This window comes from Paenibacillus thailandensis (assembly GCF_042685365.1).
GTDB lineage: Bacteria > Bacillota > Bacilli > Paenibacillales > Paenibacillaceae > Paenibacillus_AP > Paenibacillus_AP thailandensis.
Genome location: NZ_JBHUMY010000028.1, coordinates 1 through 19747 on the forward strand (window position 1 = coordinate 1; position 19747 = coordinate 19747).

Sequence of the window (19747 nt, forward strand, 5' to 3'; positions counted from 1 at the left end):
CGAAAATTCTACTTTAATACGGTAAATCGATAAAATTTGTGTCTACTATCTTGACAGAGGTCCAATCCTCTGATAAGTGACGCGGCGATCAAATCCAATTTTGGAAGCATAATCGTAAAACGAAGCACATTTGGCTACAAAAAAATCTACAATCACGGCGCAACGCCTCCCGAAACCGTGCAATTAACAAACACATATCCTGTCAGTTTTCAAACCGAGGCGTTTTGGTTGATGTGGGATCACCAAGGAAGGGATGAACTTAGAGGTCTGCTCAAGGATGTGCAGAATCGCGAATCCATTGACTTGGAGACTTTGGTTGAGGGAAGCCTTCATGCCGTTGAACATGCCATAGCTTCGGCGATACCGGCCGTTGTAAGGTGCAGTATGGCTGATTTTCAGCACACCTCTTTTTATTCTGGCTCAGCATTGTTTGGAATGCCCGGAATGTTCTTCTACGACAGCCAAGCAGGAGGCGGTTCGGGGATAGTCGAGGTTGTCGCTGAAAAGTTCGGGGTTCTATTGGAGAAAGCCCAACTGATCATTAGCAGCTGTGGTTGTTCGGACGGCTGCCCATCCTGCATTCAGCTGTTTCATTGTGAGAAGCAGAATGAGCCGCTGCATAAGGCTGGGGCCTTATTGGTAATCAACCATTTACGAAAATCTTTCGGATAAAGGGAGCTCGGAGCCATTCTTCTGTCGAGATACATTAACTTTCTGGAATGAGGATATTCGAATGGAATCTGCATTCCCGATCTTAGAAGGTGCCGTTCCTCTTTGTGTGTTTGAAGATGGCCAGGCAATTCCTATTGAATTGGATGCAACGTTGTTGTCCAGGTTGAACGAAACATTTGAAGAACATCAATATATGCTTTCGCTGGTTAATCCGGGAATGACGTTACGATCTAATCCTTACGAATGATCTATATAGGGAGAGAATTTAAATGGTTGAAATTACCAATGCAAACTTAAGATTATGGAATATCCCTTCAACTCGGACCAAGGAAGTATGGCAAAGATGGGCAGAATTTGCTCTCACATTCGATGGTTACGACTACTTTAAAAGTGACGCTGACGAATTAGTCAACCTGCATGCTACGGTTGCCGAATACTATAATACCAATAAGCGCCTTCCTAGCGAACTCAATCTTTCAGAGTTACGGGCATGTTTGTTTGCGTTGCATAGAATGTGGCGTCATTCCGGAGAATGGGATCTGGCCCCTAAGGACAAAGCATTCATAAAAAAGTTAATCAACGCGATCAGAGATCATGTAAAGGAAAATGAAGCACGGTTACCATCCCTTGTCGACCAAGCTATCGAGTATGCCGCTTACGCGCACCAGGGTCAGAGGCGTAAAGGCACCAATATCCCTTATATTAGTCACCCTTATGCTGTAGGAATGATTTTGCAGAAGGCAGGGTGTTCAGAGGAAGTCGTAGCTGCTGGGATTTTACACGATACGCTTGAAGATACCGAAACGACGGAAAGAGACTTGCTTGAGCGGTTCGGGCCAGTGGTGCTAGAAATTGTCAAAGGCTGCTCGGAACCGGACAAAGGGGCGTCTTGGGAAGAGAGAAAACAGCATACGCTCGATGAACTTAAACACGCTTCATTACCAATTCGGCAGGTGTCTTGCGCAGATAAGCTGCATAATATACGTTCAATTCAGAGGGATTTGAAGGTACACGGGGAGGACGCTTGGAAAAGGTTTAAACGCGGACGGGAGAGTCAGGAGTGGTATTACCGAGGTTTGGTAGAAAGCCTAGGCTACGCTTCTCGCTTTGAATTATTAGACGACCTTCAAGACGCAGTCGAAGAAGTATTTGGTCCGACATTGTTAAACGCAGAATGGAAGAAGTTGAGAAGGAATCGTAAATTCATAGACCTCGCATTCGAAACGGCCTACGGGAACCCGGAGTCGATCAAGGATCGTGAACTCCAATTCAAACGTCTTGGTGCATCGGATCTGATGGACACAATCCATACGAAAGCTTACTCTGTTGAACTGATCAACAGTGAGGATTTTTCTACAATGGCAGCATATCTGCAGATGCGTGGTATCGAATTCCAATCGAACAGCGAGGGTCCCATGATTCTGATTGGTTTCAGTACTGCTCTAAAGCAGTTGCTCAATATGTATCCGTCCGAAGTGTATCTGCATTTCAAGAGAAACATGGATCGTGGAATTTTATAGAAGGAGCGTATGATGAAGAGCGTATTTTCCCGACTATTTCGGGTGTTGAATAACAGTAATAGTCATCCTCACGAGGACTTCTTAACTGAAGTGTTCGCCGAACTTCTCTGTGATCAGGAGACGATGAGTGATTTTCTCGAGAATGTATTAGAAATACCGGTGCAGGAAGTGAAGCATTCATCCATTCAAACACAGGTGACGTTTCCGGCTTTGCCTCATCATCAGATGGATAGCCGCCCGGATATGGTGATACGATTTTATGAAGGACAGAAACCATATGTATTGTTCATCGAAAGCAAGCTAGGCTCTCAGGAAGGAACGGATCAGCTCTCTAGATACGAGGATCACCTCAGCGTACTCACTAGTCAAGGAACAAAATGTTATCTGTTTTATTTAACCCAATATTCTGATGAAAAGGATGCTTCGCTCGTATTAGCGAATCACAAAAACATAGTTTTCAGGCAGTTGCGGTGGTTTCACATTTTCAAGTGGATTAAGCAGTTGGATTCGAAGAATAGCTATGCGTCCAAAGTTTTGGATTATATGGGGGAGATCGGATTGGAAGATAATCGGCAGTTCACACCAGTTGACGTATATGCTATTCAAAACATGAATCGGCTACAACGAATGATGGACGAGTGCATGGATGGAGTAGTAGACGGAATAATGGCAAAATATTTCGGAAAGGCGCTTCAGCAAAATAACCGTTATACCCAGTTGAAGTATATGAGACGGTACGTTAAAGCTAGCGAGCAGGAGGGGCGAGCCACAGAGGTGGCTGTAGGTTTTTATTTAACAGATGACGATTACCCCATTGTTTCCGTTGTTTACGAATTCTGTCCACGACGCTGCTCAGACGTTTCTAAAGTAGTAGCTGCCTTACAGAACTTTATTGCTGCACATTCGAGCTGGGAAACTTTCAATCTAAACACTGACGCAGAATGGCAAGGGATTACTTGTGGCCGTAGGCTAGTCGATTTTCTTCATCATGAGGATCACATTTACGAAATTCAAAAGTTCTTCCTTGATAAATTAAATGAGCTTCAAGAGATCAAGATTAATCATCCGGACTTGCACTGGAAATAACTGCTCGCAATAGAAAAGCAGAAAGACCTGGAGGCAACCATGAACATTACCCAAATTGAAGAAGCTTTGAATATTCCCGAAACATCACTGCGTTGTCAACGTGTGCTGGATGAAGTCCAACCCGTGCTTCGTCAACTTATGGACCAGTTCAAAAACAAATATGCGAATGCCGCCCCGGAATTGCTCGATTACCATGTGCACACATACGAAGCTACGCTTCGTACAACGATGCATGATGCCAGGAATCCGAAATATGCGGCAAGCAAACAGAATTCTGATATTGGCAAAAAAGCATTTGTTGAATTCATGGACAAAAGCTTCTTTCAATCCGAGTACTCCGCTTTAATGCTATCGTTAAACGGAGCAGATCGAAAGTTGAAAATTATATTGTCCAGCAATTTCTATCCTTTCTGGGAGGCAGTGCGGACTCAGCGAAACGTAGATGAACTTAGCGAGATCCTAGATTCACTTTCGGATCGTGTAAGTATTTATGTTAGCGATAAAGACGAAGTGATGATAAACAAATCAGACTTGATTCCCTATGTCCAAAAATGTGCAAATGAGAAGCGGCGTCCATGGATTTATTTTGGGACATTAATTGATTTTGATCAGATCCCGCCAATGGATGAACTAGTTGATGTGATATGGGACACTTGGAATTTGCTTGAACCAATAAGAAAATTTATACGTAATGAGGCTGCTAACCATGCACTATCTTTAACGATATTGGAACAGTTCAATTCTCATGCTGAGGATATCAAGCTCACTCTCCATGGCAAAGAATATGTTGTTAAGTTCGATCAAGTGAATCAAATCAAACCTAACCAACGCCGGCAAAAATTCGGGATCTATGATAAAGGCCAATTGGTAACGGATGGGATGTTAGAAAACTACTTGCGGGAACCCAATGAAGCGATCGGCGTGTTTGTCAACGGATATGGGCATCTCTTCTATAATCTTCGCAACTTACATGGAAATGGACTTATTCAGTGGGCGATAACGAAAAGCTTTAAGTTCCGAGGTAAAGATCAATACTCATCTAGTCATAACAAAGAATATCAAACGAAATCACTTGAAGAATTAGTGAAGCACGGGTTTCAGCTTGATGGGAATTCGTTTATTGTTGGTGCTTGGGATAATGAGAAGCTGCTGTTTACGGAGCCAATCGAAAATGTGAAGAGCAGGTTGATCACAGCTGTTGCACTATTCGCAGATTGTACAGGAATGATCCATCTTCCCAAAGATCCACCAGAGCCATTCATTCAGGATCATGAACCTCATGCTGAGGAAGAGGATGAAATGGAAGAGGGTTTTCAGCACGATTTTAACCTGAGCGCCATCTTATCCAATGTACGCGAGAGTCCCTTCACATATCCGGACGCTATTGTTCGGGATTTCCATTTGAACCTGACGAGCCTGGAAGACAAACATTTTGTCATCCTGAACGGGATATCCGGTACGGGGAAAACAAGACTTTGCTTGCTCTATGCAAACGCGGTATACGGCAAAACGTACGACGCGATGAATCCGTATTTGAAAGTCATTCCGGTTCGGCCGGATTGGACCGATTCTACGTCTTTATTCGGTTATTACAGCGCTTTGGAAAAAAGATATGTTCGGACGCCATTCCTGAACGCCGTGCTTCAAGCCATCCAGGAAGGAAAACCGATGTTCATTGTGCTGGACGAGATGAATCTGGCCCGCGTCGAATACTATCTGAGTGACTACTTAAGTGCCATTGAATCGAGACAGCCGATTCGTCTGCATACGGAAAGCCATATTACAGATGTTCCGCAGGAGCTACATATCCCTCACAACCTCTATGTAATAGGCACGATCAACGTGGATGAGACGACGCACAGCATCTCGGATAAAGTGTTGGACAGAGCCTTCGTCATGACATTGTCGGATGTCGATCTGGATCAGTTCTGGGTTCAGGCAGAGTCCAAGTATAAAACTGCCTTACAGGAGGAATGGGAGCTGCTACAGGAGCTCCATCGTAAATTAAGACGATATGACCTTCATTTCGGGTATAGAACGATGAATGAGATGCTCCGTAAACTTTACGCCAATGTTGAGCTTGATCCGGATATCCGGATGGAAAAGAAGGAGGCGGTAGATCGGGTTATCGCTGAGAAAGTACTGCCTAAGATTCGCGGAGATGAACGGATTGATTCCCTGCTAAGCGATTTAATAGATTGGACGAGGGCAGTGTTTGGTGACGGTTCGGAGTCGCTTCATCATCTTCAGCGTATGAAGGGAGAACTGGATCGATATGGTGCAGCCCAGTTCTGGAGATAGTCTTGAGTTTTTGTGCCCGGATACGGGGATATGGACTCCCATCGAGAAAATGCGTTTCGAAGAGGCCAAAACGTATCGATGGAGAACGACATACCATGCTCCATTCCGATTCCTATTGAATGGTATGCCATTGCCAATGGTCTCTACGGATTACGGCTGGGAAGGCGAGTGGCCGGCGCCTTTTCAGTCTGGCATGCTGGAATTCACCATCGAGCAGGTAAAGCGTGTAACCGTAGAAACCTATTTGTATTCGGATAAGCGGAAGTTAACCGAAGACGATTTTGGGCAGATGATTTCGGATATTCTTACAGAAGCCGCGGCTTGTTTTCAGCATTGCGGTGTACAATCGAAGTTTAATAACAGCGGTTTTGTGCGGAAAATATCCATGGCCCAGTGGGATTATATCGATCGGACATTTTATCGTTTGCAGCGAACGTTCAAAGAAATTCAAACGGAGCCGCTTCGCAGGCTAAGAACAACGGATCAATGGATTCGCAGAGAAAATGTGAAGCATGTAACGCCGGCTCTGCTCGCTTGGTCGGAACGTCATTCAGGTAATGGCATGAGTTCGGAGATTCCTGTTCCGGAGCTTATTTGGTCCGGTGTACGGGAAGATACCTTCAACGTATATGAGAATCAAGTTCTGCTTCGACAGCTGCATGAATTACAGCGTCTTCTGCGTGAATATCAAGCTGCAGCTGTTGATGCCATACGATTGAAAGCAGAGCATTATCTTGACCGTATCCACTATTGGCTTCGGTCTTCCTTCTTGCATCACATACAGCCTTATGTCGGTCCGGTTGTGGTTTCTCAAGCGTTTCGCAAGCATCCGATCTATCGCAATTGGTTTTCTTGGTTTCATCAGCTTTATCAGTTTAAGGAGTATTCGATCGGCCTCAAACACTCGATTCCGCTGAAGGATACGTATCATCTATATGAAATCTGGGTCTTCATGCGGATGGTAAAGATTCTCCGGGAAAAGGAAGTGCTGCTGGATCCTGCCGGGCTGTTTTCCCTGGAGCAGGACGGTCTTGTATTGAATTTGTCCGAGAAGAAAGAGAGTCGAGTTAAGCTTGTTGGCGGAGCGACGCTTGCGTACCAGCGGTGGTTTACAAGCGCTACCCAGGATTTCGTCACGTACACGCATGGGATGAAGCCCGATATTGTTCTCGAATCAGAGGGGAAGCTAACTATTTTTGACCCCAAATACCGGCTTGACCATAATCTTCCGTTGGCACTCGGCGAGATGCACAAGTATCGGGATGGGATCGTGAGCAAAGCGGACGGGAGCAGGGTGGTGGAAGAGGTATATATCATCACGCCGGCACCTGGGGAGGAAAATTCGCACCTATTCGGAGATGAGTATCGCCAGCGGTATCAGATGGGGGCTTATTGTTTAAAGCCAGGCGGAAATGGCCAAGAGCTGGAGGACAAATTAGCTGAGATAGTAATGGCAATGGAAATATAACTGGGAGAATGAAATGACCGGGGAAGTGTACGAACTCTTAAGCCCCGAAATTGGATTTGAGTCTAGGTTACTTAACATAGTAAGCTAGATGAAGAACCAGTGGAGGGGATTTTTTATTCAACGGAGACGATTTACGATCGAGTTCAAACAGCACGTGATTCAAGAAGCGAAAGAGGTCGGGAATGCTGTGCAAGTAGCGCGCCGACATGACATAAATCCCAAGATGCTGTACCATTGGATAGAGCAATCGGAACACACAGATTGGAAAACAACCGATTCTTCGTCTAAAGCGGTTGCGGCTAATACGCCATCGCCTCAGGAATTTCGTTCGCTTGAGGGCGAGAACAAACAACTGAAGGAGCTCTTAGGCGAAAAAGATCTGGAGGTTGCTGTTCTTCGTGATTTGCTAAAAATGCAGAACCCAGCTTATCGGACAAAATTGAAATAGCCGACAAATGGATTAAGCTGCAAAGCCAGCTTTAACCGGTAGGCACGCCCGGTTAACAGATTGGTATCCTTCAGGCGGTACAGCGGTTCCTTTAGTTCCGCCTTCAGATTCACTTCGTTTTTCAGTCAGATGTATTTTGTTTTCTTCATTTCGGTCGCTCTTTTTGCTCTTGGATCGACTGCTTTGCCGACAAGGCGGTATAAGCGTAATGCTGTTCATGATGTCGTTTGTGTATATCCCGGTGATCCGGTACAAGCCTCAATTCGAGAAACTGGGAGCGGTTATTTTCTGCAGCTATTTCCAGATGAAGAAGGAAATATTGTTGGGTTGAAGGAGCTTATGGAGTTATTAAAAGATTGGTGTAGATGTAACGATCTATCATAACTCATACTGCTGTGTGAGCAACTATAGACTGCAAAAGCTGCCATCCCAACCTGATAAGCGGTTTTGAAATCGACGGGCATTCGACAGATCGACTTATGCATTGACAGATTAAACGGTAATTCCTATAATTATTATTAGTAGATTGTACCTATTTTGGTAGTGCTAATAGAGGAAATCATGTGCAAACTTGTCGAAAGATGAGGACGCAAAGCTACGGGTCTAAGGTGGTAACTATGATGGCCGAGCTGCAGCTATAACGTTGCATATATACAACGAACGCCGCCCTTAGAATTTTTTTCTAAGGGCTTCTTTGCACCATGGGACGGGATGTGATAGCAAATGTTTCCGCAGCGCGAAGATGAAAAGGAAACGATGATAGATTATTTGGCGAGTACGGGCGAGTATTTGGCCAAACAAGCGGCATGGCTGGACGAGCTCAAGCTGCGGCTTTGCTCCGATGCCGAAAATATATTGAATATGATGCTCGAGCACCGTAAAGAGCTGGAAGCTCAAGGAGAGACGAAGCACCAATTGGTTGCAGAAAAGCTCGATGAGCTGCAAGTTCTGATCGAAGATCGTTTGCTCGAACTAAAGGACAGCATCCTCCGTGAGCTTATACATGTCCGAACTATGGCTTCGGCTAATCATAGCCAGCTGGAGCAAATCATAAAGTCCAATGCGGCCAGCCTGACAGATAGATTAGATCAAGTATCCTTACAGCAGGAGAAGATGACGGAACGAAAAATCAGTCTGATGAGCGATCAAATTTACCGGATCGAGCAAAATATGGTGCATACCATGGAGAATGCCAGGAAAGGGATAAATCATTCGCTGGCGGTTGAATTAAAACGGATGAGCAGATTTGTAGCAGGTACTGCTGCTATTGCGGTTTTGGTTACTGCAGGTTTGTGTTACGCCGTTGTGAAATGGATGGGCGCCTCATGAAATTCTCTTATACGATTCTTTCAACCGGCTCTGTCAGGTTTGTATGCGGAAACAGCGAAGCGGTTGTGCCTCACGCGGTGTTTACTAATATAAACGATTCTTTCTTGTTCGGGGCGGAGGCCAAGGCAGCTTCTCGAATATGGCCGAACCGGCCCTGCGGGAGGTTGGATAGCGTATTGCTTGCCGGATTGTCCGGACGGCTTCGCAGAAGGGTGATCTCCGAATTCCTTGTCTGGGCGGCGGCTAATACGGCGAACAGCGAGGTGCGGTTTTTCGTGCTGCCGATGACTCTTATTCGGGAGTACGGCGTGTTGTTCAAGGAGCTGGCCCAGGAAATAGAGCTGAACATTAGGCTGATCACCTACCTGGAGCTGCTGATGCAAGCTAATGATGAGCATATCGCCTTGGGCGACGGTGAATTGGGTTTATTTATTTACGAGTCCTACGAGTCAGCGGAGGCTATATTTGTCTCTCACGGGGAGGAAGGACGTCTCACTCCTATGAAGGCTTTGTTCTCGCCGTATGTGAAGCATTCAGGACTGTTCGCCCGCATTCTGGAGATGCTTGCGGAGAGGCTGCCGCAGGGGACAAGCAGCGTGAAGCTGCTCAAAGTATGGTCCAATCGAAGCTGGGACGAAGCGCTGTCACGATTTAAGGCGGAGGTGACAAGCTTTAAGGCTCTGACGGCGGAGCGTCTGAACCGCTTGAAGGGAAAACTGCCGGAGGAGCGCCTCGATACGCTCTTTCGCCGGCATGATTTATTTGCTCAAGAGTCGGCGGAGCGTCTGAGCGCTCGGCTGCCGGAGGGGCACCCGCTGGCATCTTTGGTTTATGAAACGATTCGAGCTTATGACACGTTATCGTTCGAGCAGAGGGAGTTTCTTATCATAGGGCTGCAGCAAGCCGTCGCGAATGCCGCTGAAATCGACGAAAGCTATCGGCAAGGCTTGATGAAGATTTTTTTGCAGAAAAAGGGTGGGAAGCTGAAGGTAGGGGTGGTTAGTCCATTCTCCTACGGCAAGTCCACGCTATTAAATGCTTTCTTGGGATTTTCGCTGCTGAAGGACGATATTCGGGCTGAGACCGCCAATATTACTCACATCACACGGGGTCATCGCTACACCTTAATGCTGGAGCAAAACCAGTCATCTGTCGCGCGGGTATTCGATTCATTGGAACCGATGAGGCAGTTTTTGCATGAGCATACCAGCGTTCGCGAGCATGGCGACGGTATCGACCGGGTTCATGCCGCTCTCCCGATGAGCGAGCTGAATGAGCATATCGAGTGGGTGGATACACCGGGCCTGTTCGGGAGACACGCACATCATGACAAAATCACGGATCAGGTGATCCCTGAGCTCGACGTGATTCTGTTCCTGATCGATCCGAAAAAAGTTGGACACTCCCATTACGGCGAGAAGATCTATAAGTACAGCCAAGGCAGGGAGAGTCGGTGCCTCTTTGTGATCGGAAAGATGGATTTGTACCCGGATGATGCGGAGAAGCTGACCGAAGATTTGCGAGCATCACTTCCCGACAGGCTGCAGAGTGTGCCGATATTTACCGTATCCGGTTATTTGGCGCTGATGGCGAGACTGGCTCAGAAGGGCGTTGTCCCGCTGGAGCAGCTGCAAAAGGATCAATACATATATGCACAAATAGGAGAGCAGATCTACTCCGGCCGTACGTTAACGAAGGAGCATCTGCCCGCAATGCTGGATTTCAGCGGTCTGACCAGGCTGGAACGATACATACGCAGCAAGACAAAACATATGCTGGAACGGAGAAGGCAGGATGAACTTAATCATATTCTATGATACCGTACGTTATCGGGATGAAATACAGCACGTAATCAATGCGCATATGCAGCTGTGGGGGCAATTCTCCTCGGTTCGTATATGCGGGCTGGAGGACGAAGTCAATCACTCCGAGGAGTTCGCCTCCATATATCTCCTGAACGCCTCACGAACGCCTAGCGCTCATCTGCTGCGTCACGTTAAGAGGCAGCATGAGGCCGGGGCCAATCCGGAAAGCATGCTCTTTGTGCTGAACGATTCCGATCGGCTATCGCCCGATGATGCGGAGTCGGTGCAAAGAGAGCTCTCCGCGGAGCTGGGCAAGCTGTACAACCAGCCGCAATGGATGTGGGCGTCCCTACGGGCGTTTGCGGTATATCGGGACGCACTTCAAGCTGGGACCCAGCTCGCGGATACCGGCTTTGCTTTATGGGACGAAGCGCAGCAGGCATTTCTCTCGGCTAGTCAGCTCGTGGAAAGCGGCCAAAAGGAACGGCTTCTCGGCTATTCCCAGGTTGTCAAGCTGCTCGAGCGGGTGACGCAGCAGTTCCTGCAGGCTCCGGAGGTTACCGCTCGAAGAGCCCCCGGCAAGCACCATGTGTACGTATGCCGGACGGATACGGGGTGGATTGAACGCATGAACCGCCACTCATCGGACATCGTGTTTCACGAGGTGCGAGAGCCAGACAAGCTTAGCCGGTACGTCACCAAGGAAGATCATATTCTTATCTACACGAGATATGATGAATGGGATTCCGCCCTGGATGGGTTCACGACGGACTGCCCAAGTCCGGTCTTATTAATAGACGGAGGAAACGAGCGCAATGTATGGGAAATGGCGGAGCTCGTACAGGATGCGGCCAAGCGTTTTCCCCAAATTCGAGTGTTTCCGGTAAGCAGCAGCTATTTGGAATGGATGGACTCGCTGGCGGCGGGGGCCAAAACGGCGGCCGAACTTGCCCGAGACCCCTTTATTGTGATCACGGACAGCTACGGGTTTCCGCGAAATAAAGCTTACGTCGCCGATTGGAACAAAGCGCTCTTCAGGGAAAGCGGTATCGACGAACTCATTTCTTATATTACGAACGGGAGGCTTGCTCATGCTGCAGCAATTTAAAATCAGAAAAGAACAATCGCTTAAATTGGCGCGGGAGACCATGGAAGACGTTAAGCTGGGACGAGAGGCGCTTGAGGAGTCCGGACTTCTCGAAAGCATGTCCAAGCTGGAGGAGGAAACGTTCCGGATCGCTCTCGTGGCGCCCTTCTCCGCAGGCAAATCTACCTTTATTAACGGATTGATCGGTACGGACCTATTGTCCATGGACGTTCGCGCCGAAACGGCTACTATCACGACGCTGAAGTATGCCGAGAATCCCCGTATTGAAATTCATTATATGGATGGGCACGTAGAGGTACTGCCTTCCGAGGGGGAGACTCTCGCCCCCGAAGAGCTGCGTATGCTGCTGAAGAGGAAGACGGCCGTAAACCGTGGGGAGGACGGGGAAGAAATTATCGAACGGGTGGAGGATACGATTCAAAACGTCGATGTATATTGGAATCTTCCTTTATGCAAAGGCGGGGTCGAGATCGTGGACACTCCGGGATTGTTCGCGCGTCACGAGGAGCATGAAGCGATCACGCAGAGAATTTTGCCTACGGTGAATGCCGTATTGTTTCTGATTGAGCCGGACAGTGTGGGGGAGAAGCACTTTCAGGAGGTCATCAACCAGCGGGTGGAGGATGCAAAGAACAGCAATCTGGAGAAAGATGGCCGGCATATCTTTTTTATTCTCAATAAGATCGACCAGTTTAGTCCAAAGCAACTGGAGGATGCGAAGTCGGACCTGCTCGAGGTGCTCCAGCCTCTGCTGCCCCATCCGCAAATTTATGAGGTCTCCTCGTATTTTGCACTGGTGTCCCGAATGTACTTCCAAAATGAAATTGAGCTTTCTACGTTGCAGCGCGATCAAAATATCCGGTACCGCGACGAGGAAGGCTTCCTGATATCCGGGCGTCAGCTCGGGGCGGAGCAAATCCAAACGATCTTTGAATTGAGCCGCTTTTCGGAGGTGGAGGCGGCGCTGGCGGAATATTTGGAGCAGAAGAACAATTTTTTAATCGAGGACGTCATTCAGTGCATTCAGGGTATATACGAAAGACAAATTTCCGACCGGATGGAAGAAATCCAGCTCGTCGAAAATGTGCTTAAGCAGGACCGGGAGATTTATATCCAAAGGCTGGAGGAGCTTAAAAAGTTTATCGGGGATCTGAACGCGGAGCTGTCGAAAAATGTGGAGCGGACCATACGCGAGGAGCTGATCGGCGGCACCGCCGGCGGCGGCGGTTTGGAGGCGGTCACGCGAGAGGTGCGCGACACGTTCGTGCCGAGGCTGATCGACGAGCTCAGCTACGATATCGGCAGGTTCTGGGACGGCCGCAAAGGATATTTGACGGAACATAACGCCAAAACCATCGTCGGGGAAGTCGCGGACCGCATGAACGATCGAATCGCTGTCGCCAAAAAGCAGCTGATCAAAAGCTCGTTCGATGCCATCAGCGGAAAAATCGCCCAGACCGGAATGAAGCTAGGCAATTACTTCGAATATTTCGAAAACGCCGTTCAGCAGGGCTATCAGCAGAAGCTGGACCTGAAGGACAATCAGCTGGACACGAATTCGTTTTTTAACGTCGAGCTCCTCATCAAGCAGCTTGAGAAAAACCTAGAAAACGAGTTTTCCCGAACCTTGGTGAGTTTGTCGGACAAGCTTAAGAAGGACATCGATAAGACGGCGTCAAGGCACGTGGACTACGTAGACAAGCCCGGGCTGTGGAACTGGATCAAGTCTTGGGTCGGAGCCCAGGAGCAGGAGCGCGTTTTCGACGATTCGGCGTTCCGTAGGGACATTACGGAAATGGTGAGAAAGCTCACTAATGAAGCGGCGGAGGAGTTCCGCAAGGAAGCGAATCTGATCGCGAAAACCGTATCCGATAATTTGCGGAAGGTAATCAATGCATTCCAGCAGAAGGTTCAGGAGCGTATTCAATCTTATCAGGCTTGGCGCACCCGGATGATCGAGTCTATGAACCATGAGCTTTTGGGCAAGGAAACCTCGTTGGAGCAGGTGATGGAAGGCAATCGCCGACGCATTAAAGAGTGCGAGGATAAGCTTGCGGCAATCGCGAGCCAGATGGAGAGTCTGGAAGCCGAAGAGGAGGTACTGGAGCATGCAGTTTGACGCGTATAAAAGCAATATCCGTGCCTACCTGGCGGACTTTTACCGTTATTTCGAAGGACAGTTCAAAGATCGGCCGGTCTCGTCTTATTCGGTCATTTTCGAGGATGAGGCGGCGGATGTGAACCGATACATTCAGGGTGTGGTCGACGAGATCAGCTATGAGGTCAGAGAGCAGCTGGAGCAGCAATTTGGCCGCGAAGAGGGCGGCGCGTTGTACGAACGCTTCCGGAGAATGCTGCCGAAGCAGGAAGTGAACACCTGCGTATGTCAGCCGCCGCGTGCGGCGGAGCCTGAGCGCGCAACGGAGCCGCCGCGGAGCGGTCCCGTTTATACCGGCGCCTCGGCACAGAGGGGGCATTTTGAATATAAAAATGCGCCGCAATATCGCCCCAGGGTGAGCGGAGGGCCGGGCCGAATGGCGGCCCAAAGAATTCGCATTGTCTCGGCAGGGACGGGTGTTCTGCTGGGTGGTCTTACGGGCTACTCCATCGGCAAAGCCGCGTTTGCGACCGCCGCCGGCTTCGCCATCGGCAAAACCGCATTAGCGGCCGCTGCCGGCATGGTGATTGGCGGCGTTGCATTATTGACCGCCGCCGAGCTGATGATGGGCCAGAAGCCGAAGCAGCGAACTTATGTGACTTTATCGGGAGCCCCTAACGCAAGGCCGCAGCAGGCGCCGCCAAGGACATCTGCTGCGGCGAGGCCGGCGGGTACTCCAACTCCGTCCGCTTCGTCAGGCGCCGCCGCTTCCGCGTCTTCCGGCGTTACCGGGGCAGATATAAAGCAAGTGCTGGCGCAGCGGCATCAGGAGGTCGCCCGCTTTATTATCGCGTTGGTGGACCAGATGGAGAGCAACTACCGCCATATCAGCAAAACTGCAATTTAGGAGCTGGCCATGATACTTTCTACTAACGAGAAACTTACGCTGCAAGAGCAAGCCAACTATTATGCGTTACCGAACCGGCGGCCTGCGATTCGCACCGGCCATTCCAAACTGCAGCGTCCGCCACTTCGCTGGGTCACGCTGCGCGAGATCCGACTCAGCGAGCTGGACCGCGAGAAGCAGGCGAAGGAGATCAGAGAGGCATCACTCCAGTTGATCCGATCATTTGCCGGTATTCGGGAATTTACATTTTATCGTATAAAAGGGGATGTTTCCGGGAGTATCTCGGTGTCTATCGGTCTTGGGGGAGCATCCCGTTCCAATGATGACACGGGCCGCATGGTCCGCTCTGTATTTCCCTCGGCCGAGCTTCAGTCTGAGGCTCACACGGAAGGGGAACCGGGCAAATACTGCGCTTACGCTGTCGGTATTCCCCGGGCGCTGGATACGGATCGGGCGTCTTGGATGAACGCCCTGCTGCGCGGCTGCCAAGGCGAGGCCTACACGGTGATCATTGCCGCCGCTCCGTTATCTCCTGAGGAGATCCAGGGACGCCGGGTCAAGCTGTACGAGGAGAGAGACCGGGTATACCCTTATAAGTCCGGTTCGATCTCGGAGAGCATGGCTGAAAATACGCAGCTATCCGATAACACCAACGTTAACAGCTCCAGCAGCATGCTTGAAAACGTGTTTAGGGGCGGGGGCACGAGCAGCGGCAAGACGAGCTCCGAGGGGCATACCGTGACAAAAGATCAATCGCGGGAAGTCGAGCATGCCGATGCGGCGGCCCTCGTACGGATTCTTGATTATCAAATAGAACGATACGACCGAGGGTTAGCGGAAGGCATGTGGCAGACGGCCGTTTATTTCAGCGCAGGCTCAGCCAAAACGCTTGAGGTGATGAAGGCGGTGTATTCCGGGGGTGTCGCCGGCGAGGAAAACCAGACCTGCCCGGTTTCCTTTGGAGACGATACGGCTGTCGTCGGCACGCTTATGAAGAAGCTGTATTTACCGGAGGATGAAGCGAGCGAGGATGTGCTGAACGGCAGGCTCAGCAGGGCGACCTCGGTGCACACCAGCTCGGAGCTGGCGTGCATCGCCTCGCTGCCGGAATTCGAATGGAGCGGCTACAGCGTAACGGCGGCACCGGATTACGGAGTCAATCCGGGAAGCGGCTCAGGGACGATTGCGCTCGGCCATATTCTGCACCGTGGCGCTGCAATTGGGCAGGAACTGTCCCTGGAGCCGGAGCAGCTGACCAAGCATGCTTTAGTCACCGGCTTAACGGGCAGCGGCAAAACGAACACGATCTTCCGCTTGCTTGAGGGGCTGCGGCTGCCCTTTCTGGTCATCGAGCCCGTCAAGAGCGAGTACAGGCATTTGACGAGTACGGTTCCTGAGCTTCGAGTGTATACGCTCGGCAGCGAGCAACTGTCGCCCTTTCGGCTGAATCCGTTTCATTTCCCGGAAGGCTGCTCCTTGCAGCAGCACATCGATTCGTTAAAAGCAATATTTATGGCGTCGTTCTCGATGTATGCGTCGATGCCCAATATACTGGAGCAGTGCTTGCAGACCATTTACTTAAAGCGGGGATGGAGCCTTCACCATTCCACCAACATATATGTGGACACTTCACACGACCGAAGCCGCTATTTTCCGACGCTGAGGGATTTGTACCATGAGGTGGACGATTATTTGAGCGGCTCCGGCTATGCGGAAGAGCAGAAGTCCAACATTAGAGCGGCTCTTTTGACCCGTTTGAAAAGCTTGATGGTAGGGAGTAAGGGGCTTTTGCTGAATACCAGGGAATGCTTCGATTTCGGCGAGCTGCTGCGTTATCCGACGGTACTGGAGCTCGAAGGCGTCGCGGACGAGGACGACAAAGCACTGGTTATGGGGATATTGTTCGTTAGGCTGGCAGAGCAGCTTAAAGTGGAAAAGCCGGCGGGCAGGATTGACATTCAGCTGCGCCACGTGACGGTGGTTGAGGAAGCTCATCGCGTGTTCAGCAACCATACCTCTCACGGGAATCCGGAGATTGCCAACATTAAAGGGAAATCCGTCGAATATTTCAGCAATCTGCTTAGCGAAATCCGCTCGATGGGCGAAGGGATGCTGATCGTCGATCAGATTCCGAACAAACTCGCGCCGGATGCCGTCAAGAATACGAACCTGAAAATCGTGCATCGTCTCGTGGCCCGGGATGACGGAGAAAGCATGTGTAATGCGCTTGGCCTGGAGCAGACTCATGCGATGCATATTTCGGTGCTGAAAAAGGGCGAGGCCCTCGTCTTTCAGGAGGGAATGAACCGCCCTGTGCATCTGCAGGTTTATCCGGCCAAAGAGAATATAAAGTACTTAGAGGAACGGCAGCTCGCCGAGGCGGCGCGAACATACAACCCGTTTATGGAGAGCCGCGGGTACGTGCACCCTTTTGCAGAGGTCATGATTCAGGACGAATACGCCGCCAAAAAGATTATGCAGATCGGGCAAAAGCTTTATAACAGCTTATTGTTTGGCGAGCTGGACGAGTCCGCTGCGGCGGTCAAGGAGGCTCAGGGCCTTCTGTTAAATCTGGCGTACCGATTAGGACTGGACGTATTGCCCGGCAGCGCCCCGCAGTTTCTGCAGACGCTGACTGAGCTGATGCTCGAGAAGGTGCTGGACGAGAGTCCTTACTTCGCAAAAATTACAAGAATCCGCGATCTTGTAGCCCACTATATCGGACTGCTTGTCCAAGGGGTCGCGGCGCCTTGGTCCGATAGGGAACGACGGCTGCTGGAGCTTCGCCGCCGGGAGATAATTTATCCGCTGCTCATGGAGTCGTACGACCGTGTGCTGGGCGATGTTCAAACCGCGGCATGTCTGTTCGAAGAGCCCTCCGCCGCAGATGGAGCCGCATATTTGGCGGCTAATGAGCTGCTTCAGGCCGGCATACTGCAGCAAGTGGCCTGGACCGACGATAAGATTGCAAACGTAAGGCGGTTTGTAGCCGTGGTAAGAGACAAGCTGAGCATGCAAAGGATGTCGGAAACCAGGACGGAAACCGAGGCAACCCTTGAATGGTTATATAAAACGATTCTGCTCCTGACTCAAAAGGTGGGCAGTCAAGTTACAAAACAATTCGTCAAGCAGCTGGTTATGGAGGGATGACAAGATGGCAGTTCAAGCGTTAGGAGCCGTCGCCCTGGAGGGCGGCAAGCAGGCCACCATCGAAATAAGCCGGCGCAGTGTGGAGTTCGTTCACTACAGCATGGAGCAAATTTTTTCCTCGCCGGATGCGCAGCCTGCCCTTGAGGCACTGAATATCACGGGGCAGCCGGAAGGCATGCAGCCTCAGGTCGGTCTGTTCAATGAGCAAGGAGTGAAGGTAGCTGAGGTCCCTCTCGAGGAAAAGCAGCTTTACGATCAAGCCGGTCTGGAAATGAAAGAGGTGAACGGGCGAGATGTTCTGGTCCGCAGCGACATCGACCCTAATTTGACCGATGCGCGGGGCCGTACGAATATGGAGCGGATGGAGCAGGGGCTTGCGCCGATTGACGAATCCGGCCAGGGCATCGAGCTGCACCATATCCGGCAAAACCCGGACGGCCCCTTGGCTGAGCTGACCAGCGCGGAGCATGAGGGCAACTTTAAGCTGCTTCATCCGGATCTGGAGAACCCGAGCGAGATCGACCGCGGCGAGTTTGCCAAGGTGAGATCTGAGCATTGGAAGGAAAGAGCGCAAATGATGAAGGCAGGTGCCGCATAGATGAGCTTGCAGAAAGTGCGCGACATTATTGGAGAGCTGCCGGATGCGGCGGATTTTGTCGGCGGTGTGTCCGAAGGTGAGATCGCTGCTGCCGAGCAAGCGCTGGGACTGACTTTTCCGGGGGAGTACCGTGAGTTTTTACGGGAATATGGCTGCGGCAACTTCGGTTATATCGAGATATTCGGATTGGGCGTAGCTAGGACCGGGCTTCCCAACGTGGAATGGGTAACCGGAAAGCTGCGCGCTAACGCGCAGTTCCCTTCCCATCTGCTGCCGGTAGAGCAACTCGGAGACGGTGCGTATGCCTGTGTAACAACGGTCCAATCGGAAGCCAAAGGGTATCAGACCGGCATCGTGGTGGAGTGGTCCCACAGCGTGCAGGTGGCGAAAATCGCAGCGGACTTCGCTTCGTATTTATCGGAACGCTTCGAAGCGGTTCGCGCCGCAAGGTGAACTGTACGAGGTTTACCGCATAGTGAAATTCATATGAAGGGGCCGTCCGCCGGCTGGCGGACGCCTCTTCTTGTTTCGGGGAGGGGTGTTCGGCTATGAGCGACGACAAGCTGTACGAGGATTTCAAGCAATTGGTGGCGGAGACGTCCAAAGAGGTATTGGAGCTTTCGGTTTTTGAACGGATGCACGAGCTGCAGGAGCGGATGGAGGAAGCGACGGTCCGCTTGACCGGGCAGGTCGGTGCGTTGTCCGCATCCCTCGCGGATGTTGAAAAGCTTCCGGAGAATGTGTTTAATCAAACCGCGGACACCGTACGGGGAGAGCTGCGGCAGGAGATGGAAGCTCTGCGGATGGAGGCGGTGAGGCTGGAGAAGCTGTTGTCTGAAATGGGCACCGTCTCGCAGGCGTTGGAGAAGCGAATCTCCCAGCTGGCGACGCGGGACACGGTAGAGCGGGAGGTGCTCCGCTTAAACGAGAAGCTGAATGTATTCCAGCAAGCGCAGGCTCAGCTCATCGTGTCGCAGCAGGAGACGGCGGCCTTGCGGGAAGCCGAGTTGGACAAGCGGCTTTTGCAAAAGCAGCAGAGCGACGAGAAGCGTTGGAGCGAACTGGATCGAAGGCAGGAGCAGTTTGGCCGGCTGATGGAGCAATCGAAAACGGAGTTTAAAAACGGCTGGTCTGAACACGGCATGGTGATGTCCGAACGGTTTGCATCCGTTTCCTCCATGCAGGTTGCCATGCTTATTTTGTTAATTATCAATCTGGTTGTCGTCGTAGTGAATCTGTTTGTTTAGGAGAGGGAGA

Annotated in this window: 17 protein-coding genes and 1 riboswitch; all 17 genes read left to right on the plus strand. The window is 50.5% G+C overall.

Going from position 1 to position 19747, the window contains the following annotated elements; genetic code table 11:
• Positions 1-231 precede the first annotated feature (231 nt).
• Complete coding sequence (locus ACFSW5_RS19435) at positions 232-672, plus strand: Zn-binding domain-containing protein (RefSeq protein WP_379276724.1); 441 nt, start codon at positions 232-234, stop codon at positions 670-672.
• Positions 673-733: 61 nt separating this feature from the next.
• A complete protein-coding gene (locus tag ACFSW5_RS19440) occupies positions 734-919 on the plus strand; it encodes a hypothetical protein (protein ID WP_209844460.1) in 186 nt (61 codons plus the stop codon).
• Between the two features lie 22 nt (positions 920-941).
• Positions 942-2192 carry an HD domain-containing protein gene (locus ACFSW5_RS19445; protein ID WP_379276728.1) on the plus strand — a complete coding sequence of 417 codons (1251 nt, stop codon included), beginning with the start codon at positions 942-944 and terminating at the stop codon, positions 2190-2192.
• A 12-nt stretch (positions 2193-2204) separates the two neighbouring features.
• The gene (locus tag ACFSW5_RS19450) at positions 2205-3278 is read left to right on the plus strand and encodes a PD-(D/E)XK nuclease family protein (protein ID WP_379276730.1); all 1074 of its coding nucleotides are present in this window, start codon (positions 2205-2207) and stop codon (positions 3276-3278) included.
• A gap of 39 nt (positions 3279-3317) precedes the next feature.
• Positions 3318-5579 (plus strand): McrB family protein, encoded by a 2262-nt coding sequence (locus ACFSW5_RS19455; RefSeq protein ID WP_379276732.1) that lies wholly within the window; start codon positions 3318-3320, stop codon positions 5577-5579.
• Entirely contained in the window at positions 5554-7047 is a 1494-nt protein-coding gene (locus ACFSW5_RS19460; RefSeq protein WP_379276734.1) for a DUF2357 domain-containing protein, read from the plus strand. The genes ACFSW5_RS19455 and ACFSW5_RS19460 overlap by 26 nt, the downstream gene beginning before the upstream one ends.
• Positions 7048-7135: 88 nt before the next feature.
• Positions 7136-7495 carry a transposase gene (locus tag ACFSW5_RS19465; protein WP_379276737.1) on the plus strand — a complete coding sequence of 120 codons (360 nt, stop codon included), beginning with the start codon at positions 7136-7138 and terminating at the stop codon, positions 7493-7495.
• 208 nt (positions 7496-7703) lie between these two features.
• Positions 7704-7826 (plus strand): hypothetical protein, encoded by a 123-nt coding sequence (locus ACFSW5_RS19470; protein WP_379276739.1) that lies wholly within the window; start codon positions 7704-7706, stop codon positions 7824-7826.
• 223 nt (positions 7827-8049) lie between these two features.
• Positions 8050-8132: riboswitch (cyclic di-GMP riboswitch) on the plus strand.
• A gap of 86 nt (positions 8133-8218) precedes the next feature.
• A complete protein-coding gene (locus tag ACFSW5_RS19475) occupies positions 8219-8824 on the plus strand; it encodes a hypothetical protein (RefSeq protein ID WP_379276741.1) in 606 nt (201 codons plus the stop codon).
• Positions 8825-8988: 164 nt separating this feature from the next.
• A complete protein-coding gene (locus ACFSW5_RS19480) occupies positions 8989-10641 on the plus strand; it encodes a dynamin family protein (RefSeq protein ID WP_379276743.1) in 1653 nt (550 codons plus the stop codon).
• On the plus strand, positions 10619-11737 hold the full coding sequence (locus tag ACFSW5_RS19485) for a hypothetical protein (protein ID WP_379276745.1): 1119 nt from the start codon (positions 10619-10621) through the stop codon (positions 11735-11737). The genes ACFSW5_RS19480 and ACFSW5_RS19485 overlap by 23 nt, the downstream gene beginning before the upstream one ends.
• Positions 11721-13856 carry a dynamin family protein gene (locus tag ACFSW5_RS19490; RefSeq protein ID WP_379276747.1) on the plus strand — a complete coding sequence of 712 codons (2136 nt, stop codon included), beginning with the start codon at positions 11721-11723 and terminating at the stop codon, positions 13854-13856. The genes ACFSW5_RS19485 and ACFSW5_RS19490 overlap by 17 nt, the downstream gene beginning before the upstream one ends.
• A complete protein-coding gene (locus ACFSW5_RS19495; protein ID WP_379276750.1) occupies positions 13846-14742 on the plus strand; it encodes a hypothetical protein in 897 nt (298 codons plus the stop codon). Before ACFSW5_RS19490 ends, ACFSW5_RS19495 begins: the two co-directional genes overlap by 11 nt.
• 9 nt (positions 14743-14751) lie before the next feature.
• Positions 14752-17892, plus strand: coding sequence for an ATP-binding protein (locus tag ACFSW5_RS19500; protein ID WP_379276752.1), 3141 nt, complete (start codon positions 14752-14754; stop codon positions 17890-17892).
• A 4-nt stretch (positions 17893-17896) separates the two neighbouring features.
• Positions 17897-18490: an HNH/ENDO VII family nuclease gene (locus ACFSW5_RS19505; protein WP_379276755.1), complete on the plus strand. Its 594-nt coding sequence runs from the start codon at positions 17897-17899 to the stop codon at positions 18488-18490.
• On the plus strand, positions 18491-18943 hold the full coding sequence (locus tag ACFSW5_RS19510) for an SMI1/KNR4 family protein (protein ID WP_379276757.1): 453 nt from the start codon (positions 18491-18493) through the stop codon (positions 18941-18943). It abuts the gene before it with no gap.
• A 95-nt stretch (positions 18944-19038) separates the two neighbouring features.
• The gene (locus ACFSW5_RS19515; protein ID WP_379276759.1) at positions 19039-19737 is read left to right on the plus strand and encodes a hypothetical protein; all 699 of its coding nucleotides are present in this window, start codon (positions 19039-19041) and stop codon (positions 19735-19737) included.
• Positions 19738-19747: the final 10 nt, after the last annotated feature.

Bases quoted from the DNA above. Each gene is read 5' to 3' on its own strand.
- ACFSW5_RS19435 (WP_379276724.1), top strand. From the start codon at position 232: ATGTGGGATCACCAAGGAAGGGATGAACTTAGAGGTCTGCTCAAGGAT.
- ACFSW5_RS19440 (WP_209844460.1), top strand. From the start codon at position 734: ATGGAATCTGCATTCCCGATCTTAGAAGGTGCCGTTCCTCTTTGTGTG.
- ACFSW5_RS19445 (WP_379276728.1), top strand. From the start codon at position 942: ATGGTTGAAATTACCAATGCAAACTTAAGATTATGGAATATCCCTTCA.
- ACFSW5_RS19450 (WP_379276730.1), top strand. From the start codon at position 2,205: ATGAAGAGCGTATTTTCCCGACTATTTCGGGTGTTGAATAACAGTAAT.
- ACFSW5_RS19455 (WP_379276732.1), top strand. From the start codon at position 3,318: ATGAACATTACCCAAATTGAAGAAGCTTTGAATATTCCCGAAACATCA.
- ACFSW5_RS19460 (WP_379276734.1), top strand. From the start codon at position 5,554: ATGGTGCAGCCCAGTTCTGGAGATAGTCTTGAGTTTTTGTGCCCGGAT.
- ACFSW5_RS19465 (WP_379276737.1), top strand. From the start codon at position 7,136: ATGAAGAACCAGTGGAGGGGATTTTTTATTCAACGGAGACGATTTACG.
- ACFSW5_RS19470 (WP_379276739.1), top strand. From the start codon at position 7,704: ATGCTGTTCATGATGTCGTTTGTGTATATCCCGGTGATCCGGTACAAG.
- ACFSW5_RS19475 (WP_379276741.1), top strand. From the start codon at position 8,219: ATGTTTCCGCAGCGCGAAGATGAAAAGGAAACGATGATAGATTATTTG.
- ACFSW5_RS19485 (WP_379276745.1), top strand. From the start codon at position 10,619: ATGAACTTAATCATATTCTATGATACCGTACGTTATCGGGATGAAATA.
- ACFSW5_RS19490 (WP_379276747.1), top strand. From the start codon at position 11,721: ATGCTGCAGCAATTTAAAATCAGAAAAGAACAATCGCTTAAATTGGCG.
- ACFSW5_RS19495 (WP_379276750.1), top strand. From the start codon at position 13,846: ATGCAGTTTGACGCGTATAAAAGCAATATCCGTGCCTACCTGGCGGAC.
- ACFSW5_RS19500 (WP_379276752.1), top strand. From the start codon at position 14,752: ATGATACTTTCTACTAACGAGAAACTTACGCTGCAAGAGCAAGCCAAC.
- ACFSW5_RS19505 (WP_379276755.1), top strand. From the start codon at position 17,897: ATGGCAGTTCAAGCGTTAGGAGCCGTCGCCCTGGAGGGCGGCAAGCAG.
- ACFSW5_RS19510 (WP_379276757.1), top strand. From the start codon at position 18,491: ATGAGCTTGCAGAAAGTGCGCGACATTATTGGAGAGCTGCCGGATGCG.
- ACFSW5_RS19515 (WP_379276759.1), top strand. From the start codon at position 19,039: ATGAGCGACGACAAGCTGTACGAGGATTTCAAGCAATTGGTGGCGGAG.